The organism is Bacteroides sp. BFG-637 (genome assembly GCF_024793605.1).
Classification (GTDB): domain Bacteria; phylum Bacteroidota; class Bacteroidia; order Bacteroidales; family Bacteroidaceae; genus Bacteroides; species Bacteroides vicugnae.
Window position 1 is genome coordinate 1044955 of the sequence record NZ_JANUPD010000002.1, and the last position, 19162, is coordinate 1064116.

The window sequence follows — 19162 nt, forward strand, 5'->3', positions numbered from 1 at the left end:
ATACGTGTTTATCATTTATTATTCTTCCATAGCAATTTTACGTATCACCGCTTGCTCATCCCCGTTATGTTTCATACCTCTTTCACCTACATAAAAGCATTTTCTCTTTTCATCGTATGCAAGTGCCCACGGATGAGCAAACCGAGCTTCAGAACGCAGGGAACCGTTTGCAAAGCCAGGATCACTTGAATCATTTCCACGTCCAGCAAATGTAACCACCCTACCTGTCGGAGTCAGGATACGAATACAATGATTATACTCATCACAGAAATAAAAATCATACTCATCTTCCTCACCTGCATATTCTGGGTTCTTAACAAATACTCCCTGAGTCGGACCGTTCATTTGCACCTTACTACCTACTCCGTCACGATAACCACTGCCACTCGCACTTCCCGCCACGATATAAGGTGTCGAAAACTGATCAGTAGTTGAATTATAGTCCATACGAGAGATATACCCATTTCCCCTTTCATTATATTGGCGAAGCAGATACGCATATTTTCCTGTTGGATGAACTACCGAACGCAATGTTTCCTTTACACGCGGATGTCTAGCTATTTTCGTTGTTGTCTTATTTTCAAAATTATATTCATAAATCTCTTGATCTGGATAAACTGTATAATAAAGTTTGCCAGTCTTAGGATGAACAAATGCACCAGTAACCCCTTTTTGCTTTGATTCACCTAACTTTACTTCCGCTTTAAACTCTGATATACGAGTTTTCAACACATTTACATTTCCGTCCTTATTCAAATCGCGAGAAATAATCATATCTCGATTTTCATCTGCAGTCCAATTAATAATAGCAGGTCTGTCCGCTGTATTCGCTAAAAAAGGAACCATAGTCACCGTTTTCTCTTCCAAATCAATCAAACGGATAGCACCTGCTCCATAGCAAGTCAAATACAAATGATCAAAATTGGATTTCGGGTCAAACGAAAACCAAGTAGCTCCTTTTATACATCCACATGCATCAAACGCTCCTTCACCCTGGAAGGCATCTTTCTCATTCTCAAAGCGTTGACCGGCTAATGTAGAAACTAACCACTGCTTTACATAAGCAAACTTTTCTTCCGCTTCAGCAAAAGCTACTTCTTCACCATTGTCATCATACACACTAATTTCCACATCACCTTCAGTAGCCATACGTGGTACTACACAATACAACATATTGTTCTTAACAGAAATGATATTAGCCTCTTTACCACCAACTATCACTTTCAATTTTTTGGGGTCGTTCCCAAAGTTTTCTCCATACAATATAATATTGTTACCAATACCACCCGATTTTGGGGCAAAATCTGTAATTACCACTGGCTTAGTAGGATCGAAAGGAGGATTCTCTTCTTTGTCTTCATCCTTACAAGCTGTAAAGCAAAGCACTATCAATGGCAATACCACTGCGCATAATCGGATAAACCGAGTTCTCCAATCACTTTTCTTTTTCATACATTAAATTTTAGTTTTACTTAGAAGTCTATATATTTACAATATTTTCAACATATCAGTTATTAAATACTGGCAGTAAATCTCCCTTTGAAGGCACACATTTTTTAATGGTCGGCCAGCCGTCTGCCGACCACACAATACGGTCGAGCATACCCAGACGTCCTCCAACCGCACCATTCTCTTTTACATAACTATGATATATCATCCAATCTGTACCTGCATCATCTGGAATTATTATGGAATTATGACCAGGACCAAAGAATGTTTCACCGTCACCTTCCAACACTAACTCCCAAGAGTTGTCCAGCATATCTTTTCCTTTTCTATCGACATACGGACCAAGGAGATTTTCCGAACGGCCTACCACGACTTTATACTTACTATCCATTCCATTATTCGGACAGCAATTATTTATAGATGCAAACAAATAGTAGTACTTACCTTTCTTATAAATATTGGTGCCTTCAAATGCCCTGCCGCAAACCTGTTTCTTCAGCACAGGCTTACCATCTCCCCCCCGTTTCACAGAAAGACCATCATCCGTAAGTTCCGTCACATAAATACCATTGAAACTTCCGACAAACATATATTTCTTTTTATCTTCTTCATAATAGAACTGGTCGATACAATTGGAACCAAAATCATCTGTTATCAGCAAAGGTTTAGCATTTAAGAAATCACCTACCGGACTATCTGAGGTAGCAACCGCCGTATAGCTGATACTTCCATCCCCCCCATTTTGCCCATGAAAAATAAAGCACATACTTTCCATTGATGTAGCGAATTTCCGGTGCCCAAAATGCACCTCCACCAGGAAGTACATCTGGTTTAGGTTTGGTTGCATTTCTGAAAGCACTTCTTTTAAACTCCCAATTAACCAAGTCCTTAGAAAAATAAATAGGAATCCAATAGGCATTAGTTTGAGTAGCATACAAGTAAAAACCCTCTTCAGTACGAATAACCGTAGGATCGGCTGCGCTAGAAAAAGTAATTATCGGATTTGTATAAGTCATACCTATTTTGAAATAACAGATTTCATTATGAAGAGCCACGCTTTCATGAGAACATCCCCCAACTGTACAGGCAACAGATATTTTACAGCTTCCATTCCTTCACGCTTCACTGTAATTCCTCCAGTAGCTTCATTCTCTCCAGCTTTAAAAGATATCCCTTCTTCTAAATCATAGTTAGCCGAAGGAAGAAGACGATAAGAAGTCTTATAGTCCTCATTATACTTAGTAACCAGTTCCTCCGCATTAGAAGGCACTGCTAATGTGCATGTAAAGTTCCAAGGATTAGTCTTTATTTCTCCGTCTGTCTTACAATTAAAAGTAGCATCAACCGAAACTGGCATTGACATTTTACTAACACTAATTTCCTGTGATGGCATAACCAAACTAACCGTTGGATAATCAAACGATATATGCAAAAGAAAATCGCTTTGACTTTTACGAACCTTGGCAACAGATGAAGTAAGTCTCAATGCAATGACATATTCTGTTCCATTTTTTTTGAATTCAGTGAACACTTTATCCGGAGCAAATTTCACCTCTACTTTCTTTGAAGTAACACCCTGTTCGAGAGTAATCTGTGGCGCACTTATCGAATATAACGAAGAGGGCAACAATTTATAAGCCGTTTCTTCCTCTTTATTATATGCCTCCAGATCTTTTTCATTCCATGCTTCCAACTGTGCAGTAAGAGCAACACTCGCACTGCCCCCCTTCAATTCTACAGAGAAAGGGTACACAACTTGTGTCACATCACTACTGGAAACTTTAATTACATTTAATCCATTAGGCTGTACTTGTAAATATTGGTTTGAATTTATATCTCCATCTTCACCAGAAACATCCTTAGTATCATCAGAACCACATGACAAAAAAAGCAAAAGTCCCGCGCTAAGAAACATTAACCCAATTTCTCGAATATTTTTTTTAATTGATTTGTAATTCATTACATATAGATTTAAGTAATACCCTGTGTTTTATCAAAACGTTATCCCTTGAACTATCTTTTTAACTACATCTAAAAACTAAATTCCGTATTATATAATAATGATCATTATCTCTCTATAAAGGTACTAGCGCCCCTATCATCTGATACAAAAGTAGAGAATCGGGATTATTTAAGATATTAAATATAGGTCAATAAATGAAAAATTAGTCCCAAACTAATCTAAAGTATTCAAAGATTATACAGAGGAGTTTTTATTAGCACCCATCTGAACAATATCTTTCTTTTATTGGATAATTTCTTCTTCAACAATCCACTACTACTCAAACATTATTTGAGAACTAGAATATTTTATAGTTGCTATACTTAAAACTAATAGCAACACCATTTCATCTAATTGCTTTCTTTATAACCGGACAAACTAAATCAGCATATCTCATCATACCTAAGTCTGTAAAATGGATACCATCTACAGTAGCTTCTCCATCCTCTCCCAGCATATTCTTTGATGAAATAAGAATGATATTTTTCTCATTTCTTTTCTTTAAATGATTGAATATCTCTTTCAACGTATCATTCTTTCGTCGTACTTCTTTAGCAACCTTTTCATCATAAAATGTATGAGGGAAAATAGGATCCTCTATAAAAATAATTGGTGTATCCGGATGTTTACCACGAATGATACGATAGAATGTTTCCATCCGTTCTTTCATCTTTGCAACAGAAGCATTAGGCACAAAGTCCAAAACGAAAACACTAGCTTCTACTTCAGCTATTACTTTAGCTACTTCCAAATCTAGAAATGCATTTCCACTGAATCCTAAATTGATACATTCACGGTTCAATCTCCTCGATATAATATTGGTATGTGCCATTCCTGGACGTGAAGCACAACCTCCTTGAAGAATGCTGGTTCCATAAAAAATAACAGGATTCTTACGGATTGGATAATCCATTAACGGCTGACTGATAGTAGCCAGAGAATCAACTCCTATAGACAGAGAAACAAGACCATCATACAATGGCAAATAAAGCATGTATTCTCTTTCTTCAGGATGCATATTTTTTATAATGGTGGCCTGATTTGTTTTTCCTTTCGGACGGGCACTATTGACAAAACGCCAGTCACCATTCTTCTGAAGACAGTAAAGATCTAAACCTTTTGCACCAGTATCAGTCATATGATTCATGTGGGTATTAAAAAGAGCCACCCATTTAGCTGCTATCGTAGTGGAATTACTACGGAAACGTATTGCCATTCCCGCAGAGTTACGGCTTAAATTCCATAATGGAGCACGAGAAATATTCTTTAACGAATCCGGGAACCTTCCATATCGTGCCCCAGCACTCTCTGTCGCCCTTCCTAATAGTGGAAAATTCGATGCATCGTGGTATACTAATTGAGCATGTATATGAAACACTAAAAAAAGTACAATAAAAATACAAAATTCTCTTTTCATATTCAAGCATTATAATTTCAGACCCTTCAAAAATAAATATATGTTATGTTAAAAGCAACAATACACTATGAATAAAAAAACTCCTAGATCTGTATCCGGTCTTTTATTGTTTTATTTATTCAATAATGCATAAGCACACCATATTATCGGTGCCTGTCCATGATAATCACCAACGATGCGGGGACGATCCATATAATATTGTTTACTGTTTTTCTTTCCGGTTCCAACACAAACCTCAGTAAGATCATTCTTGTCATTAATATAATTACATAAGCCAAGCCATGCACGGCGTGCCACTGGAGCATATTCCTCTTTATTCAACCAGCCGTTATTGACCCCCACAATCATGGCATAAGCAAACATTGCCGAACCAGATGTCTCTGTCCAAAAGTCAGGTTCGGTAATCAGCTGATTCCAAAGACCATCCTTGTTCACGTATTTCTTCAAGTTATCCATCATCAACAAGTAACCTTTCATGATACGTGCACGATTAGGATCCTTTTCCGGTAAGTTATAAAGTAACTCCGTCATACCGACAGCCATCCAACCATCACCACGTCCCCAATAATAAGGTACATCCGGTGCATGATAGAAAAGACCGTTAGGATGTTGCAATTCGTCCAAATACAGAACCATTTCTTTGGCAGCCCTATTGATGTACTTAGGATCACCTGTAGCTTTATAAGCCTCAGATTGCACAATAGTAATCATATACATATCATCAATCCAAAGACGAGTTTGCCATGAGTATCCCTTTTTATCCCATTTACGCTCCTCTTCGTTTGCATTGGCAGGAAGTTGCCATTGAGTGTCAGCATAGGGCAGTCCTAGATCCAAATAACGTTTATCTTTCGTTATATTATAAAACCTCAGAGGTAAGCAACCAAACATATTTTGGTCTACGTGAATCGGCGGAGGTAGAAGTTCTTTTTCCAGATGAAACAATAATTCGAAACGATTTCTCAACAACTTTATCAGATCTTTATTATTTGTCAATTCTGCAAAACGAAGAGCTCCGTACCATGTACACACCTCTGCATAATGTATTCCTCTATCAAAATACAGTTGGTGTTTAGTTTCCATCAAACGTCTGCTCAATCTATTTCCAACCATCTTTGGATCTGCCTTCACAGGAAAATTTCCAAAATAATTTTGAGCAGAAATCACATCTGAGCTCAAAAAAACAACCATCAATAAAGCATAAATCAAATAATTTCTTTTCATAATCGTAGTGTTCTATATAATTAATTATTCAATATTAAATTCTCCAAATCATAACCCAGCCACCGGTATCCAACGGGCCGTACTTGTAGATGCAACATCACAAATAGCATCTACCGAATTGCGCTTTGTAACAGAAAAATTGACAAGTATTTGCCCGGAAGTTATAGTTAATTTAGAACGTGGAATAGCAACTTCAGCAATATATCCATAATTATCAATACGCCTCTCGTTTGTTTCATCGCAGACATAAGTTTTGACCTGGGTATCCAATTGCGCTTCTTTCCATGATGCATCATATATTTCACAATTTTTCAGTCCATTCATTGTTACTTGTATGCAACAAGCCCCTTTTGACAGTTTATTATTACCCACAGGAGATATGTATAAGGAAGCGTAATCAGAAGCTAGCAAGTTTCGATCAAGTACTTCTAACAGAAAATAAATATTATCATCATCATGCGAACAGCGTAATGTCCCTTGCGCTTGTGACTGACTGCCCACAAAGAGTGCATGATCTGTATTTGCCCACTCTTTATTGTTACCATCTACCGTTACCTTTCTTTTCACGGCATCAATACGATGATTAAGTACAAACTGTGCCATCTGAACCGGTCCTTCTTTCGCTTTAACATTAGTTCCAACCAGAGTATGTGAATCAATTATACAGAATGATCCCCAATAACCACCAGAAAAAGGTTGATAAGCGCTACCGAAATTACGAGCAGTGGCATCTCCTATTTTAAGAGTATATTTACTTGACGATTCATACGAAAGGACGGTTTCTCCCGAAGGAAACTGTCCCAAATATGGTCCCATACCAGAGAAAACACAATTATTACTATCGGCAGGTCCTTCCTGGTCGGCAGCCAAGTATTCCCATTCGTTTTTATCTGAATAACAAAGCGAAATATGATATCCTGAATTATTGGTTTCCACAGCGGCTGCCAATCCTTTATTATTATTAAGTTTCACAACAGAAGGCATTTGATGATTATAGCCGACAATTCCGTCTTTTTCCCACCTCATTCGCAACACATAATAAGGAGAAGAACTAAAATCCGGTTTCCATGTCTTTCCCCCATCAGTAGAAACAACCATTGCCGTACCTGTATCTGTTCCATGTCCTACCAAACCTGTACGACTGCTATCTGTAAAGTAACAGTGTAATTCACCTGTAGGCAACTCCAACAAGAAAGGTTCCCAATTAACTCCCTGATAGATCTTGACAGGTTCACTCCAAGTAACACCATTATCCACACTACGCCTTAATTCAATGCCTGCATCTTCCGGCAAGTCCCGATAACCGGAATTAGCCCTGCAAGATGCAACCGCTAATATATCTCCATTAGAAAGCACTAGTCCATCACAATTAGCATAGCAGTGTATATTCTTATTGCCTTTGCTATCGATAATATCATAACTGTTAAATATCTCTCCTTTATTTATCCACGTTTTCAGATCCTTACTAAGTGCATAAACGCAACGCCGACCAATATTATTATTAGCACTGCCATTGTGATAGAACAGAATATAGTCGCCATTTTTCATTTTCTTTATACGAGGATAGCGGGGATAAGAAGCTTCCATAGTCACAAGCGTCCGATAATTCATCATCAGCGATGAACGTGAAGTGACATATTCATGAGAATTTATAACTGAAGGTCCCTGATTGAGCTGGTCAATAGGAGCAATATGAGTAATAAACGACACAGGTTTCTCTTTGCCCCCTTTGTCTCCGTTATTTTCCGTACTATTTGACATTTCATCATCTCCACCTCCACATGCCATAACGGCTGTACAAAGTATAGAAAATAGCATCATGTTTCTAAGAAATCGTTTCATGGTTTTACTCTATAATTAATGGTTTGACCGATATTTACTATACAATTTTCGGGCTGTTTCCACAGGATCGGCATTAGTTACAATACGATACTTATTATGTGCATTCACCCATCTCCTTTCTGCTTGGAAAGAATCCGGAGGCGTTAGATGCTGACCTTTAAGCATCCCTTTGAGATAAGCAATATAATTAGTCCATCGAGGTAGATAATAGTCTTTCAACAGTCCGCCCCATTCTTTGTGGGCGTAATCGCGCACAGGACTAAGCGTCTCTGTCCATGTCCCAATCAGCATACGTGCATTGTGCTCATACAAATCTTGCAATTCAGGCTGTTTTGACTTTGAACGGGCCATATCCAGCCAACGTCCTACGAAGAAGCGTTCGTGAGTGGACAGTAACTCATTTTGATCCTCAATCAGTTGCAGAAACCTCTCCGACCAGTAATCAAACTGTTTCGTACCTTTCGCCCGATAAGCATCCACCAGATTGTAATATGCTTCCCGTCCTAAATCCGCAAGATACTGACGGACGAAATCGACTGCATCATACCGATAAGTGGGCACCTGCTTCAGACGGTCTGCACTTTGTAAGAATAATCCTACCCCCTGAGCAAAGAGTTTCGGATCATAGAAGATCCGGCATTGGCTCCAGGCAGAAGCCGTGATTTTATCTCTCTTCAAACTGGGAGACGCACAAAAAACTGACTCTGACGGACGGCGATGACCGGTATAAGTACCATAAGCCGTACGGTGGAAAATAGTCCACGCCTCTTTCAGATTTTCATTTTCCGCACCATAACGACGCACTGAATACTCTTTCAGCCAGGCATCCAGATCCAAGTGCTCCGAACGCCAGCGCATTTCATTCAACAAATCAAACACCACTGGATTCACCTCGATGCCTTCCGGAGTAGAACTGATTCCTTTCATGCTCGATGATGCTGCCGGATCCTTCTGACCATCTACCGCCCCGATAGCTATAGCATCCAAACGCCCGTGCAGACCAATGTTACCCCCATAATTGGAAATATGTGACCATAACCACGGGAAGCCATCAAATCCCTTACGCTTCCGCCAGTTATCCCAAAATTCGGCAGCAAGATCAACGATCAGCGTATTCTTCCTGTCGAGTCCTGCCAACAACTCCTTTTTCGGATTTCCCAACCATGCCTGAATCACCCAAGTCGCATCTGGATTATATTGTTTCATGGCTGTCTGTACCCGGTGGGCGGCATCTGTTACATCAATGCCCCCTATTCTTCCACCTTCGTGAAAAAGATCACCGCCAAACAAGTCTGCTTTCCCATAAAGCTTCTCATATTCAGCATACCATACCTTTGCCATTCGTTCAAATAACGGATCGGCAGGGTCGAGCACAGGAGGGCGTTGAAGCGAATTCCACAGTCCCTGTTCCACCAGACGGGCTTCCGGATATTTTTCTTTCAATGAGGAAGGAACCATCCCAAAGAATCCCTGAAAGACGGGCCTCATCCCATATTCACGCATACGGGCAAGTATTTTCTTCTGCAAGACTATCTGCTCCTTAAACCATTCATCAGGCAACGGACCACCGATATTCTCAAGATTACCCATCAGCAACCAACCAAAATAAGCTGGTCCACACAAAAACTCCTTCACTTCCGGAAGCGTATACCCGAATTTCAACAGCATATTCCGCCATACAGCCTCCGCCCCAACCATAGCCATCGGCATATTAATACCGTTCAAAGCCATCAAGTCTATTTCACGTTCCCAACGTTTCCAGTCCCAAAAAGCTGTGGTATAGCTAAATGTGCAATAATTCATATAGAAATTATCAGATAGCTTAGTCGCATGACGCTCTTTCACATGTGGCAGCTCTGCAGGCAATTGAGGTAATTGGTCTTCACAGAAAGAGACATGAGCATGACAGTAATATTTCAGATACCAGTTAATGCCAAAGGCGGCACTTACATAATTGTTGGCACGCACTGTAACTTTGCGCCCACCACCATACAGTTCAAAGTAATCGTCTCTCTGACCAGAAGAAGAATGGATCTCAATCTTAAATCGACTGGAAAGACCTTTCTGAAGACGTTCCAACATTTGCTTCACCGAATTAGCCTCAACAACCGCAGCTAAAAGCAGGAAGACTAAAAGTAAGAAGTGTTTTTTCATGGTTAACCCTATCATCCATGATCACAAACAACCATGGCTATCTTTAACTACATATTAATCAAACAACCCTATTTTCTTGTCGGTTGGGGTCCGAAATAGGAACGTTTCATCCCTCCAAAGTCCAATACAATCTTTTGCAATACAGTTCCGGCATCTCCGCAGATAATTTTCACAGTATGCTTACCCGGCTTGTCAATATGCAAAGTTGTCTTATTGATTCTACAGTTCTTCAATACGCTCTCATACCAGATCTGTGCATATTCAAAAGAAGATGTAGACGGATTCAAAACCGGTCCTTCATCGATACATACACCATATTTGGTTTCGATATTCGTTGCTTCGTGTCCGGCATAGCCTCTGTCCTTGCTTGTCACGAATGTAGGCAACACATATGTATAGACATCAACCGAGCCTTGCTCGAAAGTATAGAAGTCATACTCCAGACGTGGTGTGCTACGGCCTGCGGTACGTTGTGGAGCAGCCGTCGGATCACCCAACTGAATAACCGTATTCTCTATCCCCAGATTAGGAATGGTTCTCATCTTGATCGCCTTATTCTCCACTTTCCGGTGGAAGCTTGCCGCATCGATAGAGACATATCCGTTATGTTCCACAAATAAAGTATCCATTTCTGCTAATGAAGGAGAAGAAGGGTTGAAGACAGAAATATAGACATTTTCCTTCTCACCACGATCAGACACGATTTCCAATATTCCGAATACTTTCTCACCAGTCGGGACCTTAGCCCAGTCGATTGAGACTTCTATACGATTTTCCGTAGCAGTTTCTCCGGCTTTCTGACTTAACAGAATCCAACTATCTGAAACCGATGCTTTCCATTTCAGAGGAGTCGCTCCTTTATTGAAAACGTCTACGTAATAGGATTGACGGAAGTATGTGTTGAAAGATGGCAGTGAATGGAAACTCTTCTGTCCTTTCAAAACATCTTCTCCTTCTGCTAATATGCCCAAAGAGGCTGTAGGTGCCAGATTGACCTTCCGCAGAGCCGGGAGTTCAAAATAGGCTGCGGCAAATCCTTGTTTCATGGTCATTACGTGATCCCATTTACCTCCAAGTAATGAGTTATATCCTTTTGTTATTACTTCCAGACTGTCATAACAAGCTTTGGTCATTTTCTCCAGTTCTGCAGTAGTCGCCCTCTGTTGAATAGAATACCAACGATTTCTCTGCCCGTTAAGAATCATACGGTTCAACAGTTCACATCCTTTGACCGGATAATACAATGATTGATAATAACATGCTTTCTTGTCTTCAGGCAAAGCTTTCAGAATCTTCTCTGCCATATTTCCTATCCGTTGATATTCAGCCAGACGAGTATCCACTTCACGATAATTGGCAAGCGAAAAATCAGTATCCGTATTTCGCTCTCTTCCGTGTTTATCGGTAGCCCACTGATAACCCCATCCCATAAATTCAGGTTTACGGGCGAAAGCCAATTTATAGAAAGAATCTATCACATCCTGATATTCAACTCGGTAGTCATCGCCCAACATACCGCACAACCATTCGGTACGATAGTTTGCCGCTCTTTCAAAATTGAATGAGTCAATATCGAAAGCCATTGTCAGAAAATAATCTACAGCAAATTCACAGGACTTGATATCTCCGGCGTTGAGTAGCCAAATGCGGTCAGCCGTCATGTCGTATGCCTTACGGAGTTCTTCATACATCAATGTAGGGGAAGTTGTGTTCATCCAAAGATGATCATGAGGTTTACCCAGATAAGATGAATGATAATATACTCCCGAACGTCCGGAACGTTTCTGCTCTTTCGGACTACTCAAACGTTTCATATATCCATAATTATCATCCGGCCAGATAATGGTCACATCATCCGGAAGTTCCAACCCCTGATCGTATACATCGAGCACTTCTTTATATGGAGTAAAGGCTTGAGGAATGTCTTCCGCACGCTTACCGATGGCATCTACCAGCATTTGCCTTTGTGCCATCAACGCTTCCTGAAGCATATCTTTTCTATCGGACATATTATTGCTTGCATTCATTGCCCGATCGTGCAATCCACGCAAAGCCAGAGTATATACATTTTCAAACGGAGCACATTCTTCTACGCGCGATTTCAAGACTTTGTCGACACCATCCTTATTATTGATATAATCCCATTCGCCCATTTTATCACGTTTCCATTCGCTTGCTGTATTAAACAATAATGGTTCGCAATGAGAGGAACCCATGACGATAGCAAAACTATCCGCTACCAAACGATTTTCTGGAATACGGTGGAAAGCCATAGATGCATCATGCATAGCCGGACAAAGATAATTGGCCTGAAGACGAAGCAATAATTCGCATACTTTTGCATACGTTCTCGGCCCGAAGTTTCCACGTTCTTTTTCGTAATTATCCCTTGACCAACGGTAAAGTCCCCAGTCTTCATCATTGATAAAGACACCTCTGAACTTGACTGATGGTGTTTTGGAGATAAACTTATCGACTTTTACACTTACTTGTTTCTGTTGTTTGACCGGAGCATCCGCCCACCAATACCAGGGAGATACTCCGATTGCCTTTGAAATAGAAAGAAGTCCGTAGGCAGTACCGCGCCTGTCACTTCCGGCAACGACAATTGCCTTCTTTATACCCGGAACAGGATTGTTGACTACCTCTATCATATAGCGTTCCCAACCTCCGGCAATAGCCGTCGTATCTATTTTGTTTCCGGATGCCAAAACGTCAATCCATCCGCTTTCTCCTATAGTTCCGGCAATAATCGCATAACGCGCGGATACTTTCCCGGGCTTACTTTCATCCATCTTCAACTCTTGCCCCGTCACACGGCGAACATCATCTACCAAAAGAGATGCACTCTTACGTACTACAGTCGCATCTTTTCCATCAAAACAAACAACTGCATTCGTTGATGAAGAAACAATAGGAAAACTATTCTTTCCGGTTCCTTTGTCGAGTAAAATTTGTGCTTCTGCCGAAATCAGGCTACAACAAAATAAGCCCAACAATAAAATCTTATTTTTCATATAAACGTTAGATTGACAATTAATGATGCGACAAAGAAAAAGAAAAATACACAAACTAAATGAAACAATCTGACCTATAAATAGCAGTATATATTCAAAAAAAACTTCGAAAACTATTTTGAAGAGATAGTGGATAATATATGCACACAACAAAGCCACCACAATTCCAAACATCCGAATTGTGGTGGCATATAAGTATAAAAAGAGGAGAAAATAAACGCCGTTAATTAGTCGCCTCATCGGCTACAGCCTCTTCCCAAGTCTCCCACATCTTCACATTGGCATCATATCCATCGTAGCCGAAGTTTTGGTGAAGTTGTCCCTTGCTGTTAGCAGTAATTGCCTTTTCCGGGATAGGCCAGTATATGTTCTTCTTATCAATGGTATAGTTAAGTGAATTATTAGAAGCTGTCACATTGACTACACCCTTGTTGTAGATGTTATAATGGTTAACACGCTGATACCAGTAGCTGCCACCTTCTTCATCCGTACCCTGCTGTTTGTCGAACGTTTCAAGGCTATACATATTACCCCATTCGTCAGGACGTCCGCTACGTGCCAAGCACAAGGACACACGAGTCAACTCACAGTTTCTCCATTCTTCAAAGTACAACTCACGAGCACGCTCATTCATAATATCACCGATAGTAACACTGCCCGCCTTATACAGTTCATCACAATGTGCACGCTTGCGGATCTCGTTTACATCGTCTGCAATGGTAGCGTCGCTCGGATTAATGTAAAATTTCGCTTCCGCGCGCAAGAGATAGACTTCGGCAAGACGATACAAATACCAGTCTGCATTACCACCAGTGGTCGCACCACGATTACCGTCAGAACCGGAAACATTCGCATCGTTCACAGGGTCATCTAGGTACATCTTATAATGTGGCACATCATACCAGCGGCGGATGGTATCACTGCACAACAAATCGCCATTGTCGCTGTACAGGCGCAGATTCTGTCCGTAATACTGTGATTCTCTATTGTTATATTTCAGGTCCTCCATGCGCATCCAGTTTCCTGTCTCAGAACTGTGCCGAAGGTCTCCCTTATCCTCCTTGCCGTTGACGTACCATAAAGAATGCGTATACCAATAGCTGTTTCTCCATGTAGAGATACCGCGGCCCAAGGCACGCATATAGTCATACTCTGCATCATACTTACTGTCGTTACGCTTATAGTTTTGCAATCCCTGCTTACCGTCGGGATCTGTCAGACCACTATTAAAAAAGAAAGGATAGAAGATACGCATTGTCAGCATCTTTACGAATGACTCTTGATCTGATCCCCTGTTAGGCATACCCATAATCCATTCTGTATTTGAACTGATAAGTTTGTTCTCCGCACGGTGCATATCCCAAATAACGTTACGCGTAATAGGCCATGTCAAAGGTTCTCCTCCGTCATTGAACGTTCCAAACTCCTCTCCCTTAACCAGCTTATACTGACTCTGGTCGATCAAAATATCACATTGTTCTTTTGCTTTCGTATATTCACCGATAGCAAGATAGATTTTCGTCAGCAGCACGCGGCAGGCACCTTTGTTTACCATACCGATCTCGTTCATGTCTTGCTGCTCGGGGACATGTTCAACGGCCCATTCCATATCCTTCATCAGCATAGTCAGGAGGGCGTCACGCTTTATTGAATAATAATTCTGTTTTGGAGTGTCAATCAGTGTGGCCACCAAAGGCACTTCACCAAACTGCATCATCAATGCCATATAGCGAAAAGCACGGTGGAAATAGGCGCGTCCGATATAAGCATCCCGGATGGTTGGATCCAGTCCTTCCACACCCGGAGCATATTTGATAATCGTATTCGCATGTCTGACACCTATCCACCCCTCATCCCAGAAAAAGCAAATACTGTTTGAACGGTCCAGATAATTCTGAGTACTCTGATCACTGTTCGGGGTCAAGTCGTTGGCAATGTTGCATAGCATCCTTGCCTTATCCGTATTCGCGGCTACACACAGGTCAGAAAACATCAATTCAGTTCCCATCGGCAACATCTCGTTGTGATCGCAAGCGTAATACAACTTCAAGTGACGATCGCAGATACCCATTGCCGCCCTCAACCCAGATTCCGTAGAGAACGTTGCCCCCGGTTCATAGAACGAAAGAGGATCGGTTGCCAAGAAATCCTCGCTACAACCAGACAAGAGTACTGCAGTTCCGGCCATGATTAAACATACCCTACTTATATTTTTAATTATATTTTTCATGTCATTTCATTGTTAAGAATTAAAATGTAAAGTTCACACCCAATGTATAAGAACGTACAGCCAATCCATTAGCCTCGATATCACCGTATTCCCAGTACTTGTCGAAGGTAATCATGGCAAGGTTCTTAATCGTTCCATATAAGCGGATACGTTCGATACCCACCTTTTTAGTCAATTCCTTCGGCAGGGTATAACCCAACGTTAGGTTATCCAAGCGGATAAAGCCGGCATTATACACCATAGGAGGCGTCTGCGCTCCTGTAGGCCCCTTCGCATCAATGCGGCCATAGTGATTAGTCGCGTTGTCTAATGTCCAATACGTCTTCGCCTCCTTGTTGGCAAGCGCGTAGGACATACGTCCTCCATCATCATCATTATTCAAATAGTTAGTGCTGGTTTTCTTTTTGTCCCATGTAAGAATACATATTTAATGCCAACGTGAAGTCCTTGTAAGAGAATTCATTGCGAAATGCCCAACGATAAGGAGCGACTGTCTGTCCGAGAAATGTCTTATCTTTCGAGTTATACACCGGTGTTCTTGAACCGTCAGCATTGATAATGTCGTCGTCCGTACAGAGATTGGCTACAATCGGGTCGCCCGGTTTCTGCCCGTACTTGGCGGCCTCTTCCCACTGGTCTTTCTGCCAAATACCTGTCACTTTGTAGTCCCAGATGTTGGAGATGGGTCGTCCGATGAACCAGCCGTTCGTCTCGTCATCTGCCTCCTTCTGACCGATAACGTTGCCATCGGCATCCGTTACATTCTTATAATCATTATACAAATGCTTAATTCTATTCTTGTTATATGAGAAGTTGACGGTAGACGTCCACTCAAAATTTCTCGTCTTGATATTCTGCGTGTTCAATGTCAGTTCAACGCCATTATTGTCTACCTGTCCCAAATTCGTGGTGATAGTAGAAAATCCCGTGAAGTTAGGCAGCTTCTGACTCATAATCATATCCTTCGTTTGCATAACGTAAACATCCAGTGCACCAGTGATACGCCCTTGCAAGAAACTAAAGTCCAAACCTGCATTCCATGGAAGCCGTTTTTTCCCATTGCAAATTCGGATTGGCCAGACGCTGCGCCATGAGATATTTCACCTCTTCCATCTTACCGTCCGCCTGAATATATCCCATCGTCTTGCCTGCACCAGAATACAAGTTGGCAAGGGCAACATAAGGATCGCTCAACGAACGGTTACCATTCTTACCGTAAGACAGGCGCAACTTACCATTGTCCATAATATTGTCCCACTTCCAGAACTTCTCGTTAGTGAATGTCCAACCGAGAGCTATGGAAGGGAAAGTAGCGTACGGATTGGAAGAACCGAATGCAGAGTAACCGTCTCGACGTACGGAGGCAGTCAACATGTAACGATTGTCATATGCATAAAACACGCGTGCCATCAAGGCATCAGCCGTAGAGTGAGTGTCGTTGGTAGAGAACGAACTTGCATCTTTTGAAGCATTCTGTGTATTATGAAATCCTAGTGCATCAGAAGGCAGAATGTTACGCGCCTCGATACGATCTGACCAGTAACGGCGTTCCTCCGCCTCCTGCACCAATGTTAATGTCACGTGATGCACCTTACTGAATGTATAATCCCAGTTAATTGTATTGTTGAGTGAATAGTCGAAGCGCTTTGCTTGTTCACGATTCACACCTCGATCTGTGGCAACAGATCCGGGAAGATCCGCTGACATAAAGTAACGGTCGTAGAACCACTGAAAGCGCGGAGCGATGTTAAACGTATATGTAATACCGAAAGGCAGCTTCAACTTCGCATCAAACACAGTGTTGAAAGTGGTATATCCCTTCTCCAGTTCGAGATATTGCTTCTGAAACTCATAGTTGTATCCGCGCTGACTATAGCTACCATCCAGCGGATATTGCACGAGGTTGCCATCAGCATCCTTGTAGTCAGCATATGGACAATTACGCATTTGATAGTCTTCGTCCACACCGATAGAACCATCCGAACGATTCTGGAAGTTCACATTGGCACCTACTTCAAGGTACTTATTGACATTCATGTTCACCTTCATATTGGCACGTATTGATGTATAGTCATCGTCAATCTTCACACCTTGATTATTGAGATAGCCTACAGAAAGGTAGTAGTTCGCCTTCTCTGTAGCTCCGCTGACGCTGGCATTATAATCTTGTTGTAAACCTGTGCGAAAGGTAATGTCATCCCAGTCCGTCCACCGACCATCCAACAGGTTCTGCAAAGCGTTACTTCCGGCGTTAAAGCCTAGACGGCGAGCCCAAATACTTAGGTCAGATTCATCGGCATCGTTACCGGAGTATCCTCTCCATTGTTCAAGAGATACTCCCGAAAGGTGAGCGGGATTAGCGTAGTACCCCGGGCGGTCTATATAATTGCCAGAGCGGTAAGCCTCCCACTCTCCTGTCTCAGGATTGGAACCATATGTAGAAACCTCTTTCCAGTCTTGATAATGTTGAAGATAGGCTTCAGGTGTCTCCCAGCGCTTGCGATACCCTGCACGCTGCACAAAACCTACGTTAGCACTCAGGTTTACGACCGGTTTGCCTTGCTTACCTTTTTTAGTTGTCACAATGATGACACCATTGGCAGCTTTCGCTCCGTATACGGCTGCAGAGGAGGCATCCTTAAGGATATCAATTTGCTCGATATCGTCAGGATTAATCTCGGAGAGTTCACCATAAAACATCATTCCGTCGAGAATAAGTAGCGGATCGTTGTGTCCACCATCCGTATATACCGAGCGTTGTCCACGGATAGACATGGAACCGCCTCCCTTGGCAGAAGCATCATACCCTACGGAAAGACCTGCTGTTCCACGCAGAATATCCTGTACCGTTTTCGGGTTATCCATTGCAATATTGTCCGGACGCACCTGAATGACGGACCCCGTAAGATCTTTCTTGCGCGCCGTACCATAACCAATGACTACCACTTCTTCGAGCGCTTCAGAATCATCTTTTAACGTAATATTCACAACTTTCTTTCCTGCCAAAGCGATTTCTTGCGTCTTGTAACCAATGTATGAGAAACTGAGCACCGCATTCGCATTTTTCACAGAAACACTGTACTGTCCATTGATATCCGTCACAGTACCGTTTGTCGTACCTTTTTCTATGACATTTACTCCAATCAACGGTTCACCCGCCTGATCCTTCACCTGCCCTGTCACTTTAAGAACCTGTGCTTGCACTGTACAAAAACACAATGCCATCAATAGTAGCATCAAGCCCCCCTCAGGAAAACTAAATCTTTCTTCTTCATACTATTAATTTTAAGTTTTATATTACATCTATGCGATTGTAACTCATCGCTTCGTATTCCGTTTACTATTTGAGTTAGAATGTTTATCGCTCTTTATTTATGCAATTTTTATTCTCCATTTGCACAGTATCAACCATTCCTCAATCATTCTCCACGCACTTTTTTCTCTCAACCCTCACACTGCAAATATACTTACCTACTAGCAATCACTAGTATAAAAATAGTCTCAAAAAAAAGAAATATTTGTTCAAATCAACATTTAAAAATTCAAACTTCGTAAAATGTTCCAATTTGCACAATAAGGATAAATATCAAAATCACTTCTCAGTCAATTCCCCCTACTATATATAGCCGTAATAAAAGTAATTTTCATAATCTATGCATCTTGTCCCACCATATTAGCCTACCAAACTATACGAATAACTTAAGAGAGTTAAACCAAGAAGATGTCTTCATTTCTTTATTGCATCTGTTCTTCACAAACATTACTACCCCATCTATCCAATATTAACAGTTGAGTTCTCAAATATTAACACCCGCGTATGGAGTATT

Annotated in this window: 7 protein-coding genes and 2 pseudogenes; all 9 read right to left on the bottom strand. The window is 41.3% G+C overall.

Annotation, left to right across the window (positions count from 1 at the left end; all coding sequences use genetic code 11):
• Positions 1 to 18 precede the first annotated feature (18 nt).
• The gene (locus NXX38_RS04605; protein ID WP_258978676.1) at positions 19 to 1452 is read right to left on the bottom strand and encodes an IPT/TIG domain-containing protein; all 1434 of its coding nucleotides are present in this window, start codon (positions 1450 to 1452) and stop codon (positions 19 to 21) included.
• Positions 1453 to 1507: 55 nt separating this feature from the next.
• A pseudogene (locus NXX38_RS26690) lies at positions 1508 to 3409 on the bottom strand (family 43 glycosylhydrolase).
• 388 nt (positions 3410 to 3797) lie between these two features.
• Positions 3798 to 4868, bottom strand: a complete 1071-nt coding sequence (locus NXX38_RS04625) for an SGNH/GDSL hydrolase family protein (protein WP_217720915.1) — start codon at positions 4866 to 4868, stop codon at positions 3798 to 3800.
• Between the two features lie 111 nt (positions 4869 to 4979).
• Positions 4980 to 6092 carry a glycoside hydrolase family 105 protein gene (locus NXX38_RS04630; protein ID WP_217720914.1) on the bottom strand — a complete coding sequence of 371 codons (1113 nt, stop codon included), beginning with the start codon at positions 6090 to 6092 and terminating at the stop codon, positions 4980 to 4982.
• Positions 6093 to 6140: 48 nt separating this feature from the next.
• The gene (locus NXX38_RS04635) at positions 6141 to 7934 is read right to left on the bottom strand and encodes a hypothetical protein (RefSeq protein ID WP_258978680.1); all 1794 of its coding nucleotides are present in this window, start codon (positions 7932 to 7934) and stop codon (positions 6141 to 6143) included.
• Positions 7935 to 7949: 15 nt separating this feature from the next.
• Positions 7950 to 10088, bottom strand: coding sequence for an alpha-N-acetylglucosaminidase (locus NXX38_RS04640; protein WP_258978681.1), 2139 nt, complete (start codon positions 10086 to 10088; stop codon positions 7950 to 7952).
• 68 nt (positions 10089 to 10156) lie between these two features.
• Positions 10157 to 13105 (bottom strand): glycosyl hydrolase 115 family protein, encoded by a 2949-nt coding sequence (locus tag NXX38_RS04645; protein ID WP_258978682.1) that lies wholly within the window; start codon positions 13103 to 13105, stop codon positions 10157 to 10159.
• Positions 13106 to 13328: 223 nt separating this feature from the next.
• Positions 13329 to 15335, bottom strand: a complete 2007-nt coding sequence (locus NXX38_RS04650) for a RagB/SusD family nutrient uptake outer membrane protein (RefSeq protein ID WP_148365659.1) — start codon at positions 15333 to 15335, stop codon at positions 13329 to 13331.
• Between the two features lie 19 nt (positions 15336 to 15354).
• A pseudogene (locus tag NXX38_RS04655) lies at positions 15355 to 18572 on the bottom strand (SusC/RagA family TonB-linked outer membrane protein).
• Between the last annotated feature and the right edge of the window lie 590 nt (positions 18573 to 19162).

Coding starts and splice junctions, on each gene's coding strand:
- NXX38_RS04650 (WP_148365659.1), bottom strand. CDS start 15,335: ATGAAAAATATAATTAAAAATATAAGTAGGGTATGTTTAATCATGGCC.
- NXX38_RS04635 (WP_258978680.1), bottom strand. CDS start 7,934: ATGAAACGATTTCTTAGAAACATGATGCTATTTTCTATACTTTGTACA.
- NXX38_RS04630 (WP_217720914.1), bottom strand. CDS start 6,092: ATGAAAAGAAATTATTTGATTTATGCTTTATTGATGGTTGTTTTTTTG.
- NXX38_RS04625 (WP_217720915.1), bottom strand. CDS start 4,868: ATGAAAAGAGAATTTTGTATTTTTATTGTACTTTTTTTAGTGTTTCAT.
- NXX38_RS04645 (WP_258978682.1), bottom strand. CDS start 13,105: ATGAAAAATAAGATTTTATTGTTGGGCTTATTTTGTTGTAGCCTGATT.
- NXX38_RS04640 (WP_258978681.1), bottom strand. CDS start 10,088: ATGAAAAAACACTTCTTACTTTTAGTCTTCCTGCTTTTAGCTGCGGTT.
- NXX38_RS04605 (WP_258978676.1), bottom strand. CDS start 1,452: ATGAAAAAGAAAAGTGATTGGAGAACTCGGTTTATCCGATTATGCGCA.